A 23774-nucleotide genomic window follows, 5' to 3' on the forward strand; every position below is an offset into this window, starting at 1 on the left:
GCGCCATGCAGACAGCGTTTGACGTGATCGTGGTAGGCGGCGGCCATGCCGGCTGTGAGGCGGCGGCTGCCGCAGCGCGCAAGGGCGCGCGGGTGGCCCTGCTGACGTTTGAGAAATCGACCGTCGGGGCCATGTCGTGCAATCCCGCGATTGGAGGTCTGGGCAAAGGGCATCTGGTGCGGGAGGTTGATGCGCTGGACGGGTTGATAGCCCGGGCGGCCGACGCGGCGGCGATTCATTATCGCATGCTCAACAGCAGCAAAGGCGCGGCCGTCCAGGGGCCGCGTATTCAGGCTGACCGATCCCATTACCGTGCCGCCATACACCGCATGATCGGCACTCAGGCTGGGTTGGAGGTTGTCGAGGGCGAAGCGTCTGCCTTGCTGCTGACGAACGGGGAAGTCAGCGGGTTGGAGTTGGCGGGCGGGCGCCGCTTGGCTGCCCAATCCGTCGTTCTTGCGACCGGCACATTCTTGGGTGGCAAGCTCTTTCGCGGCGAGGATATTAGTACGGGCGGGCGAACCGGAGAGCGAGCTGCAACGGCACTGGGTCTTCAGTTGCGGGAGTTGGGACTACCCATTGGCCGCTTGAAGACCGGGACGCCGCCCCGGCTGGATGGTCGGACAATCGACTGGGCGATATTGGAAGAGCAGCCCTCTGACGGCGGCAGCTGGACCATGTCGGCGCTCTCGCAGGGGCGATGCTTGCCGCAGCTAAGCTGCGCGATAACCCGCACGAACAATGCCACACATGAGATCATCCGCGCAGGGCTCGGCCGCTCACCGTTGTTCAGCGGGGCGATCGAAGGGCGGGGGCCGCGCTACTGTCCTTCGATCGAGGACAAGGTCATGCGGTTTGGCGATCGTGATGGTCATCAGATCTTCCTCGAACCAGAAGGGCTGGGAGATCATCTCGTTTATCCAAACGGCATCAGCACCTCTTTGCCCGCCGATGTCCAACTGGCGATGGTGCGATCAATGACTGGCCTGGAGCGAGCCGAGATCGTGGTGCCGGGCTATGCGGTGGAATATGACCATATCGATCCGCGCGCGCTTGATGCCAGTTTGGAAATGCGGGAAGTGCCAGGGCTGTTCTGCGCGGGCCAGATTAATGGGACCACGGGTTATGAAGAGGCAGCCGCGCAAGGGCTGATTGCTGGTGTCAATGCTGCCGCTCGCGCGCGTGGAGAGGAGCCGCTAATCCTCGATCGCGCGAGCAGCTATATCGGCGTGATGATTGACGATCTGGTGCTGCAGGGGGTTACTGAGCCGTACCGCATGCTGACCGCTCGTGCCGAATATCGTCTGCGGCTGCGAGCTGACAATGCGGGAACCCGCTTAGGAGACATCGGACGTACTCATGGCATTATCGGCCCGGAGCGTTGCGCTTACTATGAGATCCGTGCGCGGCAGCGGCAGATGGTGGAAGCAGAATTGGATCGCCCAATGACCGCGACTGAAATGGCAAAGGCCGGAGCAGCGGTGCGCCAGGATGGGGCGCGCCGCACCCTGTTTGATTGGGCTCGATTCCCTGAAGTGTCTCCAGAGTTGCTATCCTCTTTTGCGCCGTCGCTGCAGGCGGTTGATGAAGATCTGCGTGACGAAATTCTGGAGGACGCTCATTACGCGCCCTATCTCGAACGGCAGGCTGCGGAGATCGCGGATCTGCGACGAAATGAGCGTGTGCAGATTCCTGTCGACTTCGACTTTATCTCTATCGGGGGGCTGTCGAGCGAAATGGTCGAACGGTTAGAGCGGGCGCGGCCTGACACGCTTGCCGCCGCCGGGCGGATCAGGGGTATTACGCCAGCCGCCCTTGCCGCACTTCTGGTACATGTAAGGCGCCGCGCCGCATGACCGAAGAAGAGGCCAAGGCTTGGTTGAAAAGCGAGCTTCATGTTTCACGTGAAACAATGGGACTGCTCGATCGCTATGTGGCTCTGCTGCTCGAGGAGATGGCGGTTCAGAACCTGATCGCGGAATCCACAAGGGATCATATCTGGGCACGGCATATCGTCGACTCTGCGCAACTACTGCCGCTTGCCAATGATGTGGTAGATGGACCTTGGATTGACCTTGGGTCCGGCGCGGGGCTGCCTGCCATAGTCGTTGCGGTTCTCTCGCCGCGTCCTGTGTTGATGATTGAATCACGGCGGAAGAGGATCGAGTTCCTGTCACGCGTCGTGGGGGAACTGGGTCTGGCGCATGCCACGATCTTCGGAGGTCGAGTGGAGAGCGCTAATGTGACTCCAGCTGGCGTGATAAGTGCGCGGGCTTATGCTCCACTGCCACGACTGCTGTCGTCTGCGCATCATTTGTCCAGCGACCGGACGATTTGGGTGCTGCCAAAGGGACGAAATGCTGAAAATGAACTGGAGGCGGCGCGACCAACATGGCAAGGTGTGTTTCACGTGGAACGAAGCGTCACCGATCCAGATAGCGCCATCATCGTAGCGCGCTCGGTAATGCCTATGAGCAAGAAAGGTCGAGGATGATCCGCATTGCCATCGCCAACCAAAAAGGCGGGGTTGGAAAGACCACTACCGCCATCAATCTGGCGACTGGCCTCGCCGCGACGGGATTGCGGGTATTGCTGATCGACCTTGATCCCCAAGGCAACGCATCGACTGGGCTGGGCGTCAACCAGTCGGATCGGTCGCGCTCAAGTTATGATTTGCTCGTTGGCAATTGCGGCGTTGAAGATGCCGTCCTGGCGACGCGCGTTCCCAAGCTCGACATTGTGCCCGCAACGCAAGATTTGTCCGGTGCCGAGATTGAACTGATTGAATATGAGGAACGCACGCATCGCCTAGAACGGGTGCTGAATGAGGCGCAATCGGGCCGGTGGGATATTTGTCTGATCGACTGCCCACCTTCTTTGGGTTTGCTGACTATCAACGCCATGGTGGCGGCTCAGTCGCTGCTTGTGCCGCTGCAATGTGAATTTTTCGCGCTGGAGGGCCTGTCTCAGTTGCTGCAGACAGTGGAGCGTATCCGTGGCCGGTTTAATCCCGGCTTATCAATCCTTGGGGTGGCCCTGACCATGTATGATCGGCGAAACCGTCTCACTGAACAGGTGGCGGACGATGTTCGTGCCTGTTTGGGAGACTTGGTGTTTTCCACCGTTATTCCACGCAATGTCCGGTTGTCAGAGGCTCCCAGTCATGGCGTTCCAGCCCTTATCTATGATTTCCGCTGCTCAGGATCAGAAGCCTATATGCGTTTAGCTCGTGAATTGATTTCGCGCCTTCCCCGGCAGGAGGCTGCGGCGTGAGCGGCGACAATGACGAAAGGCTGAAGGTGGTGAAGCGGCCGCAAGGACTGGGCCGGGGCTTGTCTGCGTTGCTCGGCGACGTCGCGCGGGAGGAACCAGTGGCTTCAGCGACGCCTTCCGCATCGACCAAAGCCATTCAGAGCATCGAAGTCGCGCTGATCCAGCCCCATCCTGAACAGCCGCGTCGTCACTTTGACGATGGAGCGTTGGCAGAGCTGGCCGACAGCATCGGTAAGCGCGGCGTCATCCAACCCATCATTGTCCGGCCGCATGGTGGCGGGTTCCAGATCGTCGCGGGAGAGCGGCGCTGGCGTGCCGCGCAGCGGGCGCAGCTGCATAGAATTCCTGCGATCGTTCGCGACTTCGATGAAGCGGAAACGCTGGAAATTGCGCTGGTCGAGAATATCCAGCGGGAAGACCTGAACCCGATTGAAGAGGCGGAGGCGTATCGCAAGCTGATCGCCGACTTTAACCACAGCCAGGAAGCGCTTGGGCGCCTTGTCGGCAAATCGCGGAGCCATATCGCCAATCTCATCCGCCTGCTCGATCTGCCCGGCCCGGTGCAGCAGCAGGTGGTTGAACAGAAGCTATCGATGGGCCATGCCCGCGCCTTGATCGGCGCACCGGACTGCGAAGTGCTTGCCCGCACGGTCGAGTCCAAGGGTCTGTCGGTCCGCGAAACGGAGGACCTCGTCCGCCGCACCAAAAAGGGCGAAGGTGCGGCTCCGCGCGCTCGTAGCGCTGCGCCTTCGAATGGCAAGGATGCCGATATTGAAGCGCTGGAGCAGCATCTGGCCGACATCTTGGGTGTCAAGGTGGACATCGGTCATGGTGAGGGCGGAGGCGGCACGCTGTCGCTGCGCTATTCAACGCTCGACCAGTTGGACATGCTATGCCAACGCCTTTCGGGGGAGCGGATTTGATCCGTCTGCGAGGAACGACCTAATTAGATCGATGCCCCTACTGGCCTTTTGATTGGCGGCTTCTTAGGTTGCTGTCATGGCCGACATGCAATCCACCTCCGCCGCCGCTCCCACCATCATCCGCCGCCAGGACTATCGTCCGCCGGATTGGCTGGTGCCCGAAATCAGCCTGGATTTTGCCCTCGACCCCGCGCGTACGCTGGTCCGCGCCGTGCTGAGCGTTACGCGCAATGGCGACCATGACCGCGCCCTGAAGCTCGACGGCGATGGGCTTACCCCTCTGGAGGTGAAGGTGGATGGCCGTCCCCTGGAGAGGGGGCAATGGTCGTTGGAGCAGGGCGCATTGGTCATCCCCCTGACGGGAGACGCGCATCAGATCGAAACGCTTGTCGAACTCGCGCCCGTAAATAACAGCAAGCTGATGGGGCTTTACGCCAGTGGCGGGCTGCTTTGCACCCAATGCGAAGCAGAGGGTTTCCGCCGCATCACCTTCTTCCCCGATCGGCCCGACATATTGTCTCGCTATTCGGTTCGCATGGAGGCTGATCAGGCCCGTTTTCCGGTGTTGCTGGCCAATGGCGATCCGGTCGAGCAGGGCACTGTGGCCGATGGAAGGCACTGGGCGCGCTGGAACGATCCATTCCCAAAGCCATGCTATCTCTTCGCGCTCGTCGCCGGAGATCTCGCCTGCAATGCAGACGTCTTTGTGACGATGAGCGGGCGCGAGGTGAAGCTGGGCATCTGGGTCAAGGAAGCGGATCTGTCTCGCACGCATCATGCGATGGAAGCGCTGAAGAACAGCATGGCTTGGGACGAGCGCGTCTATGGCCGCGAATATGACCTGGACGTATTCAACATCGTCGCCGTCGCCGATTTCAACTTTGGCGCGATGGAGAATAAGGGCCTTAACATATTCAATTCGCGCTACATTCTGGCTGATCCGGAGACGGCCACCGACATCGACTATGACGGCGTCGAAGGCGTGGTTGCGCATGAATATTTCCACAATTGGTCAGGCAACCGCGTTACCTGCCGTGATTGGTTCCAGCTTTCCCTGAAGGAAGGCTTCACCGTCTTTCGGGACCAGAATTTCTCGGCGGACATGGGTAGCCATGCAGTCAAACGGATCGAGGATGTTCGTGTTCTGCGGGCGGCGCAGTTCCAGGAGGACGCCGGGCCATTGGCTCACCCTGTCCGTCCCGAATCCTATATAGAAATCAGCAATTTCTACACTGCGACCATCTACAACAAGGGCGCGGAGCTGATCCGTATGATGGCGTTGATGCTCGGCCCGGAGCGGTTCCGGGCGGGCACCGATCTCTATTTTGAGCGGCACGACGGGCAAGCTGCGACCTGTGAGGATTTCGTCCGCGCGATGGAGGAGGGCGGCGGGATCGACCTTCGCCAGTTCCGCCGCTGGTATGAACAGGCAGGCACGCCTAATGTTCGCGCTACCCTGCGACACGACGCTGTGACGCAGACCGTCGAACTGCTGTTGGAGCAGAGCATCGCGCCGACGCCTGGCCAGCCGGACAAGCAGCCGATGGCGATACCGCTCCGCACGGCCCTGTTTGATCGGGTTGCGGGTACGAATAAGGGCGAAACGCTGCTGATGCTCACCGAGGCGCAGCAGAGCTTCAGCTTTGAAGGTTTCGCAGAGTCGCCGATTCTATCCATCAACCGCGGCTTTTCCGCGCCCGTGATCGTCACAACCGACCGCAGCCAAGCTGATCTGGCTTTCCTGTCGGCACATGATGATGATCCCTTCGCCCGCTATGAAGCGATGCAGCAGCTGATGGTCAATGTGCTTGTCGGCCGAATCGGCGGGCAAAATGTGGACGAGGCGGCAGTGGTTGCTGCCATCCGCGATACGATTGTCGATCCCCATCTCGACCCGGCCTTTATCGCGGAGGGCATCCGGTTGCCGAGCGAAGCCTATTTGGGCGATCAGATGGCGCAAGTCGATCCGGATGCCATCCACCTTGCGCGCGAGGCGCTGCAGCGGCGCGTGGGGGAAGAGTTGGAGCCGCTATGGCGTGATATCCATGCCAAGACGAAGGCCAACGGCTTTTCGCTCTCTCCCGCCGCGAAGGGCGCGCGCAAGCTGCGGAACACGGCCCTTATCTACCTGGTGGCGTCTGGCGCTACCGATGGGGCGGCAGTGGCCTTTTCGCAATTCGACGAGGCCGACAATATGACCGAGCGGCAGTCAGCGCTGGCGACGCTGGCCAATGGAACGAGCGACGAACGGGAGGCTGCGCTCGATATTTTCTACCATCGCTATCGCGACGATGCGCTGACGCTGGACAAATGGTTCCAGACCCAGGCCTTCGCTTTCCACCCCGAGACCATCGAGCTGGTCGAGGAGCTGGGGCGGCATCCTGATTTCACCCTGTCCAACCCCAATCGCGTCCGGTCGCTCTATGGCGCCTTTGCGGGGAATCAGTGGGCGTTCCACCATAAGTCGGGCAAGGGATACCAGCTGGTCGCCGACTGCATCATCGCTCTCGATAAGCTCAACCCGCAGACTGCGGCCCGGCTCGTGCCGCCGCTGGGCCGCTGGCGGCGTTTCGATGAAGAGCGTGCTGCGCTGATGCGGGGAGAGTTGGAGCGCATCCTGGCTGAACCAGGTCTGTCGAAGGACGTGACCGAGCAGGTGAGCAAAAGTCTGGGGTAAAGCTGTGGTCATCCCGGCCGCGGCCGGGATGACAAACGGTCAGCGGCCGGTCGTCGCGAGCCAGGCGGCGACGTCGCTTGCGACCTTGTTCGCGGCCTGGTTCAGCGGGGCACCGATGTTGCCCGCATCGATCTTCCCCCCCACCGGTGCGCTGGCGGTGAAGCGTTGGCGCGCAAGGGCGGTACCGCCCGGGCCTGCAAGAATGGCGTCATAGGTAACAACGGCATTGTTGCTGGCTTCGTCCAGCCCGAATTCGACCAGTTCGCCCATCAGCCTTTGTCCAGCATCGGCCGAATATTGGCCGGGATCGAGGACGACGCGGTTGCTGGTGGCGGCGATGGTTTCCGACAACAGCTTTTGGAACAGGTGACGGGGCGTGTCCGCCCACTGCACCTTGGTCACATAGGCGATCGAGGTTGGTGACGTGCGGACCGGCACCCGCACCGTATCCAACAGCTTGGGCGCTTCGGGATCGGCGACCGTGATCGTGGTGCCTGCCGCGACAGTGCGCAGAGTGCCGGGCGCAACCTTCTGCGCTGCGTCCAACGACAGTAGCCGCTCGGGCGGCTTGCCGCCGAACGAGACGCAGCCCGAAAGCGCGGCAGCGAGGGCCAGGGCGAGCGGAACGGCGGCAGGTTTCTTGTGGAACATCATCGCGCTCCCTCTCATGGCTTGTAATCGGGTAATTTGGGCGATCCGACGATCGAGCCTGCACCCTGCTGGTCGAGCTTTTCCGCGACGCCGCGAAAGGCACGCGACATTTCGCGCAGGTCGCGCACCAACTGGTTCACTTCAGGAATCGTCTGGTTACTGAACGCGCGAACGCCCGGCTGGGCTTCGGCGATCGTCTTGTCGAGCGTGTCGATGCTGCGGGTGGCGGACTGCACGCTCTTGCGCAGATCGGCCATCAGCGGCTTACCCTCATCCGTCAGCATGGAGTCGGTGGTCGCAGCCAGCTTGCCGATCTGCTCTGCAGCGATGCCGGTGCGCTGCACCGCGACCCGCGCCTCGGCAAGCGTGGCGGCGATTTCGGGGCTGCGGTCGGCAAGCGCGCCCGAGACACGCTCGACATTGGCGAGGATGCCCGCGATCGATTGCTGATTCTTGTCGTTCAGCAACTCCGTCAGACGCTCGGTCAATGTGGAGAGTCGCTCAAGCAATTGCGGCGCATTGTTGAGCAGTTCGCCGAGCGCACCAGGCTTGGTCGGAATGACCGGCACGCCGTCGGGGCAAGCGGTGAGGGGATTTTGTTCCGGGCAGGTGATCGGCGGAGCGCCCTTGACGGCGCCGTCCAGCACGATCTCGCTAACGCCGGTGAAGCCGACGCCCGAAATGGTCGCGGTGGTTCCTTGCAGGACCGGCGTGCCTTCCTTCACCGAGATACGGACCTTCACGAAGCTGGGATCGCGCTTCCACAACTCGATCTTCTCGACCTGGCCGGAAGGGACGCCCGAATAGTTGACGCTCGACCCCTTGGCGAGGCCGTTCACCGACTGCTTGAAGAAGATGTCATATTCCATGTTGTCGCCCTCTGAGAGGCGCGAGAACCAGAAGGCGGCGATCATGATGGCCGCCAGCAGCAGCAGCGTGACCGTGCCCACCAGAACATGGTTGGAGCGGGTTTCCATATCCTATCGCCTTCCGTCCGACGGCTGTGCGGCCGTCTTCTCTCGTTCGCGGTTGACTGCCGCCGTTGCGGCGCGGCCGCGAGGACCGTTGAAATATTCCTGAATCCAGGGGTGATCGGTCGCCAGCAACTCGTCGATGGTGCCGACCGCGATCACCTTCTTATCCGCCAGCACAGCCACCCGGTCGCAGATCGAATAGAGCGTGTCGAGATCATGCGTGATGAGGAAGACCGTGAGGCCCAGCGTCTGCTGCAATTTGCGGGTCTGATCGTCGAATGCCGCCGCGCCGATCGGGTCGAGGCCCGCCGTGGGTTCGTCGAGGAAGAGCAGGTCGGGGTCGAGCGCCAGGGCGCGGGCCAGCCCTGCGCGCTTCTTCATCCCGCCGGACAGCTCAGCAGGGTATTTGGGTCCCGCCTCGGCGGGGAGGCCGGTCAGGCGGATCTTGTAGGCGGCAATTTCGTCGCGAAGCTGTGCGCCGATATTGGGATAATATTCCCGGATCGGCACTTCGACATTTTCGGCGACCGTCAGCGTGGAGAACAATGCGCCGCCCTGGAACAGTACGCCCCAACGCTTACGGATGGCGAGTGCCTCATCATCCAGGCGGCCGATCATCGATTCGCCGAACACATGGATTTCGCCTTCATCGGGTGTCTGCAGGCCGATGATCGATCGCATGAGCACCGACTTGCCCGTGCCCGACCCGCCGACCACGCCGATGATCTCACCCTTCCGGACGTCGAGGTCCAGCCCCTCATGCACAACCTGGTCGCCGAAGCTGTTCTTGAGGTTGCGCACGGAAATGGCGATGTCGCTTTTCTCGACCGCCTTTTCGACCCGCGCTTCCTCGGCGGCGATTTCCTCTTCGGGCGCCATCAGTTCCATCCCAGCCAGGTGAAGAAGACGGCGAAAAAGGCGTCGATGACGATGACGAGGAAGATAGCCTGCACCACCGCCGACGTCGTGCGCAGTCCGACTTCTTCGGCATTGGCTTTCACCTGCATGCCCTGGAAACAGCCGGCTAGTGCGATGATGATGCCGAACACGGGCGCCTTGAGCAGGCCAACCCAAAGGTCGGTGATGGGCACGACCTCGCGCAGCCGCTGGATGAAGGTGATGGGTGGAATGTCGAGGGAGACGGCGCACAGGAAACCGCCGCCGATCACCGCCACGATCGAGGAATAGAAACCGAGCAGCGGCATCATGATGACAACCGCGAGCGTTCGCGGCAGCACCAGCGCCTCCATCGGCGACACGCCGATCGTCCGCATGGCATCGATCTCTTCGGTCAGCTTCATGGTGCCGAGCTGGGCCGCGAAGGCTGAACCGGAACGGCCCGCCACCATGATTGCCGTCATCAGCACGCCCAGTTCACGGAAGGTGAGGCGGCCTACGAGGTTGATCGTCAGCATCTCCATGCCGAACTGGCGCAGCTGCACCGATCCCTGCTGCGCGATGACGATGCCGATCAGGAAGCTCATCAGACCGATGATGCCGAGCGCCGAAACGCCGACCACTTCGAACCGCTGCACCACTGCGTTGACGCGAAAGCGGCTGGGATGGCGGATGACGTTCCAGGTGGCCACCAGCGTGCTGCCGAAAAAGCCGACCAGGCCGACCAGGGTCGAACCCGCATTGACGACAGCTTCGCCGATCTGGCCGACGACGCGCCGCATCGGCGGGACATAATCGGGTCGGATGTTGACCGGCTCGTCCAAATTGCCGACTGCCTCGACCAGCCGCTGCGCATCTTCGTCGCCGCCGCTGACGCCGCAGTTCAGCCGCTTGGCAGTGCGATGCACGGTCCAGGCGCCGATCGTGTCCATATGCTCCACGCCCGACAGATCGATCGTTTCGACAGGACCGGATATGGCGTCCAGCCGCGCAGGCAGATCGCGCAGGCAAGCGATGGAGAGATGCCCCAGAAGCCGAATGACAGTACCGCCATCGCGCGTTTCTTCGACAAGATCGGCGGCTTTGTTCATCAAGGCGGTTTAGTGGTCCATTATCGGTTGCACGGCAAGCCGAAACGGCCCATCCGCACGATAGAACGATAGCAGGGCTCAAAAGTTTCGGAAACGGCATGACGCACCGTCTCGCAATCTACGATATGGACCGTACGGTCACCTTTTCCGGCACCTATACCGGCTTTCTTATCCACGTCGCGAAGGCGATGGCTCCATGGCGGCTGATATTGTTTCCGTGCGTCATCCTGCTGATGCTGGCCTATGTGGTGAAGCTCATCAGCCGGCAGCGCCTCAAGGAACTGAACCAGGCGCTGATGATCGGCTATAATGTCGAGCGGGCGAAGTTGATGCCCCATGTCGAGAGCTACGCGGCAAAGGTGGTGACGACCAATGTTCGGGCCGGGGCGCTTGATCAGATCGCCCGCGACAAAGCGGATGGCTACCGGCTGGTGCTCGCTACCGCATCCTACCGCCTTTATGTCGAACCCATCGCGCGGCGTTTGGGCTTTGACGCGGTGATCGCAACCGATCATCTGAGCCAGGACCTGCGCTATGTCCGCGCCAAGATCGCGGGCGAGAATTGCTATGACACGGGCAAGCTGCGGATGATCAAGGCATGGATGGCGGCCGAAGCGATCGATCGCGGGCAGGCGCAGATTCGCGCTTATTCGGACCATGTGTCCGATGCGCCGATGCTGGAATTTGCCGACATGCCCTTCGCGTCCAACCCGCACAAGCCGCTGGCGAAGCTGGCGACGCAGCGCGGCTGGACGCGCGTGGATTGGCGGTAGATCGGTCGCCACCGAGCGCGCCATCCCAGCGAAAGCTGGGATCTCTTGAGCTGTATCGCGTCGTTTGAGATTCCGGCTACCGCTGGGATGACGGAGCTTCTGGAGCATCAACTGACCGCCGACAGCAGCGGCTTCCCGGCAAAATAAGCTTCCAGATTAGCGAGCAGCATATGCGCCATGCGCCCGACCGCTTCATCGGTCGCGCCGCCGATATGCGGCGTCAGCACGCAGTTCGGCACATCGGCCCATAGGGCGGCGGGGGTCGGTTCCTGTTCGAACACATCCAGCGCCGCTCCGCCTAACCGGCCTTCGCGCAGAGCGTCCCTCAATGCCGCTTCATCCACCAACTGCCCGCGCGCCACGTTGACAAGCAGCCCTTCCGGGCCGAGCGCATCCATGACGTCAGCGTTGATCATGCCGCGATTGTCTGCATCGGCGCGCGCGGTGACGAGCAGGATGTCGCTTGCCCGCGCCAAAACCTCCAGGCTGGCGGTGCGAGGCCAGGGAAGGTCAGGCTTGTGGCGCGGCCCCCACCAATGGACGCGCATCCGCATCACCTCGGCCCGGCGGGCGGCAGCCTGGCCGATATGCCCCATGCCCACGATCCCCAGCCGTGCGCCGCCCATGGAGCGGATGCGCGTCTTCGATTCCGGTGTCCAAAGGCCCGCGCGCAAGTCTCGGTCGCCTTCGACGATCCAGCGGCGATGCGCCAGTATCAGGCCAATGGCATGGTCGGCGACATCCTCGGCATTGGCGTCGCCGCCATGCGTCACGGCAATGCCCCGCTCGCGCGCCAGCTGGAGATCGACCCCGTCATAGCCGACGGTAAAGCAAGCTATGAGGCCAAGCTGCGGCATGGAGTCGAGGAGGGCAGGGGATAGGGCGAATTCTCCTGCCCAGATGATGGCTCGCGCCTCGCTCCGCCGGTTCGTGCCTTCGTCCTGCCACAGGGGCAGGACATCATAATGCGGCTCCAGCAGCGGCACCAATGGCGAGAGCAGCGGTTGGCCGATCAGAATGACGGGACGGGCCGCGCTCATCCCACCGCCTGCAACGCCTGGGCGAAGTCGGCGATCAGGTCGTCGGCATCCTCGCAGCCGATGGAGATGCGCACCATATTGTCACTGATCGCCAGCGCCTTCTTGCGTTCGGCAGGGACGGACAAATGTGTCATAGCCGCCGGGTGGCTGGCGAGCGTTTCCGTGCCGCCGAGGCTGACGGCGAGCTTGGCGATCTTGAGCGCGTCGAGAAAGGCGAAGGCTTCGGCCTCGCCGCCCTTCAGGTAGAGCGAGAAGGTTGATCCCGCGCCGGTGCAATGCCGGCGGTAGATGTCGGCTTGCCGTTCCGTCTCGGGGAATCCGAGATAGACGACCTTTTCCACCTGCGGCTGATCCTTCAGCCAGCCGCAGACCTTGGCGGCATTCTCACCTGCGCGGTTCATCCGTAATTCCAGTGTCTCCAGGCTACGCAGCAGCATCCAGGCGCTGTGCGGGTCCAGGATCGTCCCGATCGTATTGCGCATCAGCCGGATGGTGTTGATGAGGGCGTTGGGCCCCAGCACGCCGCCCGCGACCAGATCGCTATGACCGCCCGCATATTTGGTGAGGCTGTAGATCACCAGGTCCGCGCCATGGGCGAGCGGATGGTGCCACAGCGGACCAAGGAAGGTATTGTCGATCGCGACCGGCGGGATGTGCGCTTCCCCAGCGAAGAGGTGATCGCGCCGCGCCACCACCGCTTCCACATCGACCAGGACATTGGTCGGATTGGCCGGACTCTCCAGATAGATGAGCGCCACGCGGCCCAGCCCCTTAGCCTGTTCGATGACCGCGCCAATCTCTTCTTCGGTCGCGCCAGCTGGGAAATCGAGCCATTGCACGCCGAATTTGCCGAGGATGCGTCCGATCAGCGCTTCGGTTGCGGCATAGAGGGGCGCTGAATGCACGATGACGTCGCCGGGCTGGACCAGGGCGAGCAGGGTCGTGGCGATAGCAGACATGCCGCTGGAAAAAAGCAGGGCGTCCTCTGCCTCCTCCCACACCGACAGCCGGTCTTCGGCAATTTCCTGATTCGGTCCGTTGAAGCGGGAATAGACGAGCCCCTCGGAGCCGCCGGGGCGGATGCCCGTCACGCCTTCGAAGTGGCGTTTGCCAGCCGCTGCGCTTTCAAAAGCGAAGGTGGAGGTGAGGAAAATGGGCGGCTTCAACGATCCTTCGGACAGAGTGGGATCATAGCCATGGCCCATCATCAGCGTCGCGGGCTTCAGCTTGCGGCCGTTGATCTCCATGATCGCGGCTTTGGGGCGGCGGCGGTTGCCGGCGGGTTCTGCACCGGTGAGATCGGCCTCGGTTTCGCCGGTCATCGCACTACTCCTGCTTGGGCGGCTGCTGCTGCGCCGCGTCCTCTATGGGAGTGTAACGCGCTGGCGCGGCAAAGAGCCACAGCTGCTTAACTGGCCTGCCCCGTGACAGCGCATGTCGGCCACCCTACATCCCCTTCATGAGCCGAGCCCTACCTGAACCGCTGGAGCAATGGTTCACTTCTCGCGATTGGACGCCGCGTCGCCACCAATTGGATATGCTATCCGCCGCCCGGGCGGGTGAGCATGCCTTGCTGGTCGCGCCGACGGGGGCGGGCAAGACGCTGGCGGGCTTTCTGCCTACGCTGGTCGATCTGATCAATAACCCGGTTGAGGGGCTTCATACCCTCTATGTCTCGCCGCTGAAGGCGCTCGCGGTGGATGTGCGCCGCAATCTGTTGACGCCGATCGAGGAAATGGAGCTGCCGATCCGCGTTGAAACCCGGACAGGCGACACGCCCTCCGACCGCAAGGCGCGCCAGCGTGCGCGGCCGCCGCAGATCCTGCTGACCACGCCCGAATCGCTATCGCTGCTGTTGAGCTATTCGGACAGCTTCCTGATATTCGCGCAACTCAAGACGGTGATCATCGACGAGGTCCATGCCTTCGCCACGCAAAAGCGCGGCGACCTGCTCAGCCTGTCGCTCGCGCGGCTGCAAAGGATCAACCCGGACCTGCGCCGCGTGGCGCTTTCGGCCACGGTCGCCGATGTGGACGCCTACCGTGCATGGCTCGCGCCGGATGGCGATATCAACAGCGTGACGCCCGTGATCGGGGAGCAGGGCGCCGATCCGAACGTCGCGATCTTCATTCCCGAAGGACGGATCCCCTGGTCGGGGCATTCGGGCAAATATGCCGCGAAGCAGGTGATGGCCGAGATCGAGCGACGGCAAACAACGCTGGTCTTCTGCAACACGCGCGGGCTTGCCGAACTCATCTTTCAGGAACTGTGGACGGTGAATGAGGCGAACCTGCCGATCGCCATCCATCATGGCAGCCTGTCGGTCGAGGCGCGGCGGAAGGTGGAGACAGCGATGGCGGCGGGCAGGCTGCGGGCGCTTGTCGCTACGGCCAGCCTCGATCTGGGCGTCGACTGGGGCAATGTCGATTGCGTGATCCAAATGGGCGCGCCCAAGGGTTCGTCGCGCCTGCTCCAGCGCATCGGCCGCGCCAACCACCGGCTGGACTGCCCGAGCGAAGCCATCCTCATCCCCGGCAACCGCTTCGAATATCTGGAAGCTCGCGCGGCGCTTGATGCCGTGGAGGAGGGAGAGCGCGACGCCGACGACTTCCGCCCCGGTAGCCTGGATGTGCTGGCCCAGCATGTGATGGCGCTGGCCTGCGCCGCGCCCTTTCGAGAAGAGGAATTGCTGTCGGAGATCCGCTCCGCGACGCCCTACAGCGCGCTGACCGATGAAGGGTTCGCCAATGTCCTCCACTTTATCGAGGGCGGGGGTTATGCGCTGCGGGCCTATGATCGTTTCAAGCGGCTGACGCATGAGGCGGACGGCATCTGGCGCGTGTCGCACCCGCGCTTCATTCAGCAGCATCGGTTGAACGCTGGCATCATCGTCGATCAGCCGGTGCTCGACGTGCGCTTCGCCAACGGCCGCAAGCTTGGCACGGTGGAGGAGGGGTTCGCCGCCACGCTCCGGCCCGGCGACAGCTTCTTTTTCTCCGGCACCGCGCTGGAGGTGGTGCGGATGGACCTGACCGACCTTGTCGTGCGCGCGACGTCCAAACAGGCGCGCATACCGACCTGGGGCGGCACGCGCATGGCCATGTCCACGCGGCTTGCCGATCGGGTCCGCCATTTCCTGGCGGAGCCCGAGGAGTGGCATCGTTTCCCGGACGATGTGCGCGATTGGCTGGAAGTGCAGAAATACCGGTCGGCCTTGCCTGAGCCTGGGCAGCTGCTGATCGAGACCTTCCCCCATGAAGGCCGCCATTATCTGGTCTGCTACAGTTTTGAAGGTTGGAATGCGCACCAGTCGCTGGGCATGCTGCTGACTCGCCGCATGGATGCGCAGGGGCTGATGCCGCTTGGCTTTGTGTCGAACGACTATGCGCTGGCTGTCTACGGGTTGAAGCCAGTGACCGATCCGCAAAGCCTCTTTTCCGCCGACATACTCGACCATGAATTTGTCGAATGGGTGGAGCAGTCGAGCCTGCTGAAGCGGGCGTTTCGCGATGTGGCGGTGATCGCAGGGCTGATCGAGCGCCAGCATCCGGGCAAGCGCAAGACGGGGCGGCAGGTCACCTTCTCGACCGACCTCATTTACGAAGTGCTGCGCAAATATCAGCCCGATCACCTGCTGATAAAGGCTGCCTGGGCCGATGCGCGGGCGCGGATGACGGATGTGGGACGGCTGGGCGATCTGATTGACCGCGCATCGGCTACGATGCTGCATGTCGATCTTGATCGAGTGAGCCCGCTTGCCGTGCCGGTGCTGATCCTGATCGGCCGCGAGCAGGTGGCGCAGACGGCGGCGGAAGACGCGCTGCTGATCGAGGCGGAAGCGCTGGTCGCCGAAGCTATGCGGACCGACTAGAAGTCCTCGCGGACGCCGCCGCAGCCCTTCAACGTTCCCTCGCCGAACGACACGGCCACTCGGTCGGCCCAATGCGCGTCGCTCATGCCGTCGCTGCAGGGGCCGTCAGTCACGACCATGGAAAATCCGTCGCCCAGATAGCGCACGGTCCGGCCGTCATCCGCACGGGTGATGGCGTAATGGGCAGGCGTCTTGTCCGGCCGTTCCAGCGTGGCCGTCGATCCCTTGACCGTCACCGCCCAGAAAGGCTCCGTCCCCAACGCGCGATAGCGTGTCTCGCTGCTGAGCGGAGTCGTATCGACATGAGAGGGGGATGATTGATCTGCGTCCCGTGAGACCGGGGTAACGGAAATTTGAGGCACCGCGGGCCGATCGACGATGGCGGTAGCGACGGCAGGCGCATCATTGGGGGATAAGTCCCCCATTGTTTCTTTACGGCCGCACCCGGTCAAAAGGAGCATGCCCGCCAGAAACAGCCAAGCTTTCATAGCTTCACCTCCCTTTTAACACTTCATAAATATACCCTTGGGTATATGTGGGTCTCGGCAGCTGCTGTTAACGCTAAGTTAACCATGCTATTTAAGCGAATGATCAGCATGCGCGAGTAGAAAATCTCCTGTGCGTAGGGGATTTTCCATGCTGTCCGCTATTTTAGGCCGATTGCTGATTAGCGAAACCAAGGGCGTCGCCCTGGTGGAGACGGCCCTTGTCGCGCCATTTCTTGCCCTCACCATCATGGGGACGGTGGACATCGCCCGCTACGGTGCTGCTAAAATGAAGATTCAGCAGGCGGTCAATCGCGGTCTGGAAATGTCATGGATGGGCGGTCCGACTACGACCGCGAGTGACATACAGGCACAGGCAGCGGCCCAGGCGGATGTCGCTACCAGTGCGGTGACGGTAACCCAGACGCTGGAATGCGGAGGAACGGCGACCAGCTGGAATACAAGTTCCAGTCCCTGCGCGTCGGGCGAAGTCGCGCGCTATACGCAGATTCAGATTTCGACGAACTTCACGCCGTCCTTTGCCCTGAGCCCGCTGACGCGCATGTTTGGAAATGCAAACGGCGTCATCCCGATCTCCGTCACTGGCGTTCTGAGAATCCAATGAGATTCTTCCGTCTGCTCCATCAGATTGTACGGGACTGCCGTGGGGTCGGCCTGCTCGAATTCGCTCTTGTCGCGCCGGTGTTGCTGGGCATGCTGATTGCCATTCCGACACTGGGCATCCTTTTTTACGCCCAGGCAGGGCTCCGTAGCACCGTCGAAGATGCGGCGCGATATGCGACAACTTGGCCCAAGCCGAGCGAGGCGGACATTCAGGCAAGAATAGCCGCCAAGCGATTCGGGATGGACCCGGCGAACATCGTTGCGCCAACGGTCACGTTCACCAGCGGAACGCCGAGCTATGTGACGATCACCATGGGTTACAATATGTCGATAAATTACGTGATCGGCAGCAAGACCATCGCGCTCTCGGAAACCCGCAGAGCCTATGTCACCAGCTGAAGCCGAGGATCTGTCCATGCCATTCCTCAATCGCTGTTCCCGCCTTCGCAAGCTCTGGTCCGACGCACGGGGCAATGCGCTCATGCTGACCGCATTGGCGCTTCCCGTCGTGATTGGCGCTGCGGGCCTTGGCGTGCACACGATGCAGCTGGCGCATGTGAAGCGGGAATTGCAGCGCGAGGCGGATTCGGCGGCCATGGCCGGCGCCTATTCGCTCTATCAGGACCAGACGAACAGCACCGCTACCGCTCAAGCGAACAAGGCGCTGACGCAGAACGCTCTTGTGCCAGGCGCGACTGCGACCATCACACCGGGAGCCTACACCAGCGGTGGCACGACCTATACATCGGCCATGTATGTGCGCCTGGTAAGCACTCAGCCTACGCTTTTGATGGCCTTGTTTGGCCGGTCTTCCTCCGACGTATCCGCTGAAGCGCGGGCAGCTGTCGTTTCCGATGGAAAGGTCTGCTTCTTCGCCAAGGAAAGCGGCAACAACACCGGCATCACTTTCGCGGGCAATTCGAGCCTGGACCTAGGGTGTGGCGCAGGAACCAATTCCATCGCCACCAACGCGGTCAATGTGAACGGCCAGCCTACGGTGAAAGTCTCGCCGATCGTCGCGATGGGGGGAATTCCGTCATCCACGGCCTACGCCAGCGGCACCATGCTGATGCCTAATCACGCCGCGCTGACCGATCCTCTTGCCGGCAACAATTATGATCCAAGCACTAGCGATGTCTCTAATGGGAAGTGCAAGAATGGCAGTAACTGGAAAGTCATCGATATCGCATCGGGCGCGAATGTTGATGACAGCAGCGGAGCTTCTTATCCACCCGGCTGCTATGGAACCATCAATGTCCAAGGCACGCTCAAACTATCGTCTGGCACCTACTATCTAGCCAACGGCGCGAACAATGCGGGCCTGCAGGTTGGCGCTCAGGGGCATCTCACCTGTTTGGGTTGTACGTTCGTGCTCACCAGCACCACGCCGAACAACGCGAACAGCTTTGCGACTATGGACATCAACGGCGGCGCGGAGGTTGATCTTACGCAATCGACCACTGGCACCTATACCGGCATCACCATCTATCGTGACAGCCGGGCGGCGGCGAGCAATCAATGCTGTAAGGTCAATGGCAATTCCAATTCGACGCTGAGCGGAGCCTTTTATTTCCCGAACGATACACTGACATTCAACGGCACTTCAGGCATGTCGCTGAATTGCTTCCAAATGGTCGGCCTGCGTCTTTCCTTCAGCGGCAACGCCACCATCACCAATACGTGCGATCTGCCGGGCGGGAACAACAAATGGTCGCTGACCGCCGTCCGGCTGATAACGTGAACCGGCCGAAATGGCCGCTTCACCTCTGATCAGATCAAACGTCCAGATTGGCGACGTTCAGCGCATTATCCTGAATAAACTCCCGCCGCGGTTCGACCACGTCCCCCATGAGGCGGGTGAAAATCTCGTCGGCGACGTCCGCCTGTTCGACCTCTACCCGCAGCATGGAGCGGTTGTCCGGGTCCAGCGTGGTTTCCCATAGCTGTTCCGCGTTCATTTCGCCCAAGCCTTTGTAGCGCTGGATCGCGAGGCCCTTGCGCCCGGCGGTTAGCACCGCTTCCAGCAATTCGCTCGGCCGCGTGACGGACACGGCGCCCTTCGACACGACCGGCAGATCATCATCGCCCGCTTCCTCGGCGGCTGCGGCGGCCTTCGCGGTCACCAGGCGGCTGGTGGTGCGATAGCTATCTGCTTCTTCGGTGGCGATGGCGTGCAGCTTGCGCGCCTCCGCCGACCCGATGAAGCCATGTTCGATCATGTGATGGTCGGTAACGCCGCGCCACAGCCGTTCGAAGTGGAAGCCGCCCTCTTCGGCGATCCGGCCGCTCCAGCTGCCTTCATTGTCCTGTGCGTCCATCCACTTGACCGTGTTGGTCAGACGTTCGGCCTGTCCGTCATGGCTGAGTTCGGGATCGAGCGCACCGTTGATCGCCAGCGCCTCAATGATCGCGGGATTGTAGCGGCGCGGCACATAGCGCATCACCGCGCGCATCCGCCGGCCATGTTCGATCAGGTGGCGCAGATCCTCGCCCGAACGCATGCCGCCGGTCGTTTCCAGCGCCATCGATTCGACGCCATTGTCGACCAGATATTGTTCCAGCGCCGCCTCGTTCTTGAGATAGACCTCCGACCGGCCCCGCGTCGCCTTGTAGAGCGGCGGCTGGGCGATATAGAGATGCCCCGCCTCGATGATCTGAGGCATCTGGCGGTAGAAGAAGGTCAGCAGCAGCGTGCGGATATGCGCGCCGTCGACGTCGGCGTCGGTCATGATGACGATCTTGTGGTAGCGCAGCTTTTCCAGATTGAAATCGTCGCGGATGCCGGTGCCCATCGCCTGAATGAGCGTGCCGACTTCCTTGGACGACAGCATCCGGTCGAAGCGGGCGCGCTCGACGTTCAGGATCTTGCCCTTCAGCGGCAGGATCGCCTGATTATGCCGGTTGCGTCCCTGTTTGGCCGAACCGCCTGCCGAGTCACCCTCGACCAGGAAGAGTTCGGACTTGGCCGGGTCGCGTTCCTGACAGTCGGCGAGCTTGCCGGGCAGCGAGGCGATGTCCATCACGCCCTTGCGCCGGGTCAGTTCGCGCGCCTTCTTCGCGGCCTCGCGCGCGGCGGCGGCGTCGATCACCTTCTGGACGATCATCTTGCCGTGCTGGGGGTTTTCCTCCAGCCATTCCGCCATCTTGTCGGCCATCAGGCTTTCGAGCGGCTGGCGCACCTCGGAGCTGACCAGCTTGTCCTTGGTCTGCGACGAGAATTTGGGATCGGGCAGCTTCACCGACACGATGGCGGTCAGGCCTTCGCGCATATCCTCGCCGGTCAGCGACACCTTTTCCTTCTTCAGCATGCCCGACTTGTCGGCATAATTGTTGATCGTGCGGGTCAGCGCGGCGCGGAAGGCGGCCAGATGCGTGCCGCCGTCGCGCTGCGGGATGTTGTTCGTGAAACAGAGGACGTTTTCGTAATAGCTGTCGTTCCACTCCAGCGCGACGTCGATGGTGACGTCGTCGCGGCTGCCCGCAATGGCGATGGGGTCGGGCATCAGCGGCTGCTTGTTGCGGTCCAGCCACTTCACGAAGGCCGCAATGCCGCCCTCATAGAATAGCTCGACTTCCTTCTTCTCCTCATGCCGGGCGTCGATCAGGAACAGCCGCACGCCGGAGTTCAGAAAAGCCAGTTCGCGATAGCGATGCTCCAGCTTGTCGAAGTCGAACTCGGTATGGTTCTTGAAGGTGCCCCCATCGCCGGGGACCTTCTCGGTCGACGGGAGGAAGGTGACGCGGGTCCCCTTCTTGCCTTCGGGCGCATCGCCGACGACCTTGAGCGGTGCGACGGCGTCGCCATAGGCAAAGCGCATATAATGCTCCTTGCCATCCCGCCAGATATTGAGGTCCAGATATTCGCTGAGTGCGTTCACCACGGAAACGCCCACGCCATGCAGGCCGCCGGAAACCTTATAGGCGTTATCGTCCGAGGTATTCTCAAACTTGCCGCCCGCGTGCAGCTGGGTCATGATGACCTCGGCGGCGGACACGCCCTCTTCCTTATGGATGCCGGTGGGGATGCCGCGGCCATTATCCTCGACGCTCACCGAGCCATCGGGATTGAGAGTGATCAGGATGCGATCGCAATGACCGGCCAGAGCCTCGTCAATCGCGTTATCGCTGACCTCGAACACCATATGATGCAGGCCACTGCCGTCATCGGTGTCGCCGATATACATGCCGGGCCGCTTGCGCACGGCGTCCAGCCCTTTCAGGACCTTGATGCTGTCGGCGCCGTAGGCGTTGCTGTTGGGGCTGCTTAGACTTTCCTCGCTCATGGCCAGCATATAGGGAAGGCGGCCACGAAACTAAAGCGAAACATGGCATCTATCGCTTGGGCGCGGCGGGGTTTATCAGGCGGCGATGCGCGCCATTCTTCTTCTGCTTCTGATGCTTGGCGCCTGCTCGGACAGCAGCGACGTTCTGCAGGATCTGCCCAACAGTTCAATCGCGGGCGCGCCGCGCGATGATATGCCCGAAACCCGGCTGGAAGCGAAGATTACGCGCCCCGTCACCATCGGCGAAGACGGTCCCCGGCTCGACGCCTGCGGGGCAATGGGGCAGGCGGTGCGCGTGGGGGCGCGGGGCCTGGCGATCCGCGCTGCTCCTTTTGCCGAAGCGCAGGAGGTCGGCCGTCTGGCGGAGGGCGAGCGTGCCTATATTTGCACGCGCAGCCTGGACCAGAAATGGCTGGGCGTGGTCGTTCTGCCGCCTGCTCCCGCCGATTGCGGCCTGTCCGAACCGGTCGAGCGCAGGCAGCCCTATGACGGTCCTTGCGTCAGCGGCTGGGCATCCAGCGCATCGATCCGCTTCATCGCCAATTGACGCGAAAAGGACCGGCCAGCGGGCTCCTGCTGGCCGGTCAGGGGGCAAGGGTCGTTTGAACAATGTGCCGTTGAATGGCCTTTTACAAAACAGCCATTCATGGGTAAGTGGACTTTCCTTGCACCGTCCAAGAGAGTTTTGGCCATGTCCACTTCTGCCCTCCGTCCTCCCTCTCTGCTCAGGTTGCTGGGCGCCTGGCGAGTGGAGGAGAGCGCCGAACCCGCCTACCGCCAGCTGGCGCAAGCGCTGCGCATGCTGGTGCTCGACGGCCGGGTCGGGTTGAATGTCCGCTTGCCGGGCGAACGGGAACTGGCCGCTTCTCTGGGCCTCAGCCGCACGACCATAGCTGCGGCTTTCGACCGGCTGCGCGACGAAGGCTATCTGGAAAGCCGTCAGGGATCGGGCAGCGTCACGCGGCTGCCGCCCGGCCGGATCGAACTGGAGACGCCCGAGATCGACATGGTTTCGCATGGCAACATCCTCAATTGGACCCATGCCGCTTTGCCGGCCGCTCCGGGCGTCGGCCGCGCCTGTCAAGCGGCGGTCGAGGCGCTCCCTGCGTTTCTGGGTGAGCTGGGCTACGACCCGTTGGGGCTGCCGCCGCTGCGGCGCGCCATCGCGGCCCAGTTCGAACGGCGCGGCTGTCCGACCAGCCCGGACCAGATCATCGTCACCAATGGGGCGCAGCAGGGCTTCGCGCTATTGCTGCAATGGCTGACCGGCCCCGGAGACCGGGCGGTGATCGATCATCCGACCTATCATAATGTCATTCAGGCGTTGCAGCGCGCCCATGTCGTGCCGGTGCCCGTCGGACTGCCCGCGCAGGGCTGGGACATTGACGCCATGGACGCGGCCTTCAGGCAGACGAGCCCGCGCTTCGCCTATGTCATCGCCGATTTCCACAACCCGACCGGCCGCAGCATGGATCCGGCGACCCGGCGCGCCCTGGTCGCGGCCGCTACCCGCAGCCACACGCCGCTGATCATCGACGAGACGATGGTCGCGATGGGGCTCGACTTTCCTGCACCGCCGCCGGTCGCGATCCATGATCCGTCGGGCCGTCAGGTCATCACCATGGGTTCGGCCAGCAAGATATTCTGGGGCGGCTTGCGCGTCGGCTGGATTCGGGCGGACCCGCAGACGATCGCCGCGCTGGGGCGGTTGCGCACGACGATGGACATGGCGAGCCCCGTGGTCGAGCAATTGGCGGTCGCACAGCTCATCGATGCGGAGGAAGGGCTGGGACCGCGCGCCGACTTGCTGCGCGCCCGGCGCGATCATCTGATCGGGCAGATCGAAAAGCATCTTCCTCAGTGGCGCGTCGAAGCGCCTGCGGGCGGTCTGTCGCTTTGGGCCGAATTGCCGCGCGCCGAAGCCACGGCTTTGGCCGCGATCGCCGAAAGCCATGGCGTGCGGGTCGCGCCGGGACCCCGCTTCGGTGTGAGCGGCGCGTTCGAACGCTTCCTGCGCCTGCCTTTCACCTTGCCGGAGGAGCAGCTGACCACAGGTGTCGAGCGCTTGGCGGAAGCCGACGCCCGGCTGCATGCACGCTTGCCGCGCGGCCGTGATTCGCTGGCGGCGGCGCTGGAGGCGGATCGGCTTATCTGACCGACTGTCGCCTGATAGGAATGGGAAATGCAAAAGGGCCGCGCGGGATATTTCCTG

Annotated in this window: 20 protein-coding genes; 12 read left to right on the forward strand and 8 right to left on the reverse strand. The window is 62.4% G+C overall.

Translation table 11 applies throughout. The features are described from left to right. Positions 1–5: 5 nt before the first annotated feature. The 5 genes from mnmG (at position 6) to pepN (ending at position 6873) form a co-directional block, all read left to right on the forward strand. The gene (gene mnmG / locus ACZ5Y5_RS11945; protein ID WP_464808838.1) at positions 6–1856 is read left to right on the forward strand and encodes a tRNA uridine-5-carboxymethylaminomethyl(34) synthesis enzyme MnmG; all 1851 of its coding nucleotides are present in this window, start codon (positions 6–8) and stop codon (positions 1854–1856) included. Beyond that, positions 1853–2494: a 16S rRNA (guanine(527)-N(7))-methyltransferase RsmG gene (gene rsmG / locus ACZ5Y5_RS11950; RefSeq protein ID WP_464808839.1), complete on the forward strand. Its 642-nt coding sequence runs from the start codon at positions 1853–1855 to the stop codon at positions 2492–2494. The genes mnmG and rsmG overlap by 4 nt, the downstream gene beginning before the upstream one ends. Beyond that, positions 2491–3273: a ParA family protein gene (locus ACZ5Y5_RS11955; protein WP_464808840.1), complete on the forward strand. Its 783-nt coding sequence runs from the start codon at positions 2491–2493 to the stop codon at positions 3271–3273. The genes rsmG and ACZ5Y5_RS11955 overlap by 4 nt, the downstream gene beginning before the upstream one ends. Next, positions 3270–4196: a ParB/RepB/Spo0J family partition protein gene (locus ACZ5Y5_RS11960; protein WP_464808841.1), complete on the forward strand. Its 927-nt coding sequence runs from the start codon at positions 3270–3272 to the stop codon at positions 4194–4196. Before ACZ5Y5_RS11955 ends, ACZ5Y5_RS11960 begins: the two co-directional genes overlap by 4 nt. Positions 4197–4272: 76 nt before the next feature. After that, a complete protein-coding gene (pepN, locus tag ACZ5Y5_RS11965; RefSeq protein ID WP_464808842.1) occupies positions 4273–6873 on the forward strand; it encodes an aminopeptidase N in 2601 nt (866 codons plus the stop codon). 39 nt (positions 6874–6912) lie between these two features. Here pepN and ACZ5Y5_RS11970 read toward each other — a convergent pair whose 3' ends face one another. The 4 genes from ACZ5Y5_RS11970 to ACZ5Y5_RS11985 are packed head-to-tail and all read right to left on the reverse strand — an operon-like array spanning position 6913 to position 10486. Continuing rightward, entirely contained in the window at positions 6913–7527 is a 615-nt protein-coding gene (locus tag ACZ5Y5_RS11970) for an ABC-type transport auxiliary lipoprotein family protein (protein ID WP_464808843.1), read from the reverse strand. Between the two features lie 11 nt (positions 7528–7538). Beyond that, positions 7539–8501 (reverse strand): MlaD family protein, encoded by a 963-nt coding sequence (locus ACZ5Y5_RS11975; protein WP_464808844.1) that lies wholly within the window; start codon positions 8499–8501, stop codon positions 7539–7541. A gap of 3 nt (positions 8502–8504) precedes the next feature. Then, on the reverse strand, positions 8505–9377 hold the full coding sequence (locus ACZ5Y5_RS11980) for an ABC transporter ATP-binding protein (RefSeq protein ID WP_464808845.1): 873 nt from the start codon (positions 9375–9377) through the stop codon (positions 8505–8507). Continuing rightward, positions 9377–10486, reverse strand: a complete 1110-nt coding sequence (locus ACZ5Y5_RS11985) for an ABC transporter permease (protein ID WP_464808846.1) — start codon at positions 10484–10486, stop codon at positions 9377–9379. The genes ACZ5Y5_RS11980 and ACZ5Y5_RS11985 overlap by 1 nt, the downstream gene beginning before the upstream one ends. Before the next feature lie 98 nt (positions 10487–10584). Between ACZ5Y5_RS11985 and ACZ5Y5_RS11990 the strand changes: the two genes are divergently transcribed. Next, positions 10585–11259, forward strand: coding sequence for an HAD family hydrolase (locus tag ACZ5Y5_RS11990; protein ID WP_464808847.1), 675 nt, complete (start codon positions 10585–10587; stop codon positions 11257–11259). A 107-nt stretch (positions 11260–11366) separates the two neighbouring features. Here ACZ5Y5_RS11990 and ACZ5Y5_RS11995 read toward each other — a convergent pair whose 3' ends face one another. After that, positions 11367–12299 (reverse strand): 2-hydroxyacid dehydrogenase, encoded by a 933-nt coding sequence (locus ACZ5Y5_RS11995; RefSeq protein WP_464808848.1) that lies wholly within the window; start codon positions 12297–12299, stop codon positions 11367–11369. Continuing rightward, the gene (locus tag ACZ5Y5_RS12000) at positions 12296–13621 is read right to left on the reverse strand and encodes a cystathionine gamma-synthase family protein (protein WP_464808849.1); all 1326 of its coding nucleotides are present in this window, start codon (positions 13619–13621) and stop codon (positions 12296–12298) included. The genes ACZ5Y5_RS11995 and ACZ5Y5_RS12000 overlap by 4 nt, the downstream gene beginning before the upstream one ends. 137 nt (positions 13622–13758) lie before the next feature. Here ACZ5Y5_RS12000 and ACZ5Y5_RS12005 point away from each other — a divergent pair, with 137 nt between their 5' ends. Continuing rightward, the gene (locus ACZ5Y5_RS12005) at positions 13759–16170 is read left to right on the forward strand and encodes a ligase-associated DNA damage response DEXH box helicase (RefSeq protein WP_464808850.1); all 2412 of its coding nucleotides are present in this window, start codon (positions 13759–13761) and stop codon (positions 16168–16170) included. Here the strand turns inward: ACZ5Y5_RS12005 and ACZ5Y5_RS12010 are convergent. Beyond that, positions 16167–16595 (reverse strand): membrane-like protein, encoded by a 429-nt coding sequence (locus ACZ5Y5_RS12010; protein ID WP_464808851.1) that lies wholly within the window; start codon positions 16593–16595, stop codon positions 16167–16169. The genes ACZ5Y5_RS12005 and ACZ5Y5_RS12010 overlap by 4 nt on opposite strands. A gap of 211 nt (positions 16596–16806) precedes the next feature. Here ACZ5Y5_RS12010 and ACZ5Y5_RS12015 point away from each other — a divergent pair, with 211 nt between their 5' ends. The 3 genes from ACZ5Y5_RS12015 to ACZ5Y5_RS12025 are packed head-to-tail and all read left to right on the forward strand — an operon-like array spanning position 16807 to position 19020. Then, positions 16807–17280: a TadE/TadG family type IV pilus assembly protein gene (locus tag ACZ5Y5_RS12015; RefSeq protein ID WP_464808852.1), complete on the forward strand. Its 474-nt coding sequence runs from the start codon at positions 16807–16809 to the stop codon at positions 17278–17280. Then, on the forward strand, positions 17277–17678 hold the full coding sequence (locus ACZ5Y5_RS12020) for a TadE/TadG family type IV pilus assembly protein (RefSeq protein ID WP_464808853.1): 402 nt from the start codon (positions 17277–17279) through the stop codon (positions 17676–17678). Before ACZ5Y5_RS12015 ends, ACZ5Y5_RS12020 begins: the two co-directional genes overlap by 4 nt. Before the next feature lie 16 nt (positions 17679–17694). Next, positions 17695–19020, forward strand: coding sequence for a pilus assembly protein TadG-related protein (locus tag ACZ5Y5_RS12025; RefSeq protein WP_464808854.1), 1326 nt, complete (start codon positions 17695–17697; stop codon positions 19018–19020). 34 nt (positions 19021–19054) lie between these two features. Here ACZ5Y5_RS12025 and gyrB read toward each other — a convergent pair whose 3' ends face one another. Continuing rightward, the gene (gene gyrB / locus ACZ5Y5_RS12030) at positions 19055–21562 is read right to left on the reverse strand and encodes a DNA topoisomerase (ATP-hydrolyzing) subunit B (protein ID WP_464808855.1); all 2508 of its coding nucleotides are present in this window, start codon (positions 21560–21562) and stop codon (positions 19055–19057) included. An 85-nt stretch (positions 21563–21647) separates the two neighbouring features. On the opposite strand from gyrB, the gene ACZ5Y5_RS12035 reads away from it, so the two are divergent. Together ACZ5Y5_RS12035 and yczR are read left to right on the forward strand one after the other, a co-directional pair. Then, the gene (locus tag ACZ5Y5_RS12035; RefSeq protein WP_464808856.1) at positions 21648–22109 is read left to right on the forward strand and encodes a hypothetical protein; all 462 of its coding nucleotides are present in this window, start codon (positions 21648–21650) and stop codon (positions 22107–22109) included. A gap of 144 nt (positions 22110–22253) precedes the next feature. Beyond that, positions 22254–23717 (forward strand): MocR-like transcription factor YczR, encoded by a 1464-nt coding sequence (gene yczR / locus ACZ5Y5_RS12040; RefSeq protein WP_464808857.1) that lies wholly within the window; start codon positions 22254–22256, stop codon positions 23715–23717. Positions 23718–23774 lie beyond the last annotated feature (57 nt).

Source organism: Sphingobium sp. TomTYG65 (assembly GCF_055395525.1).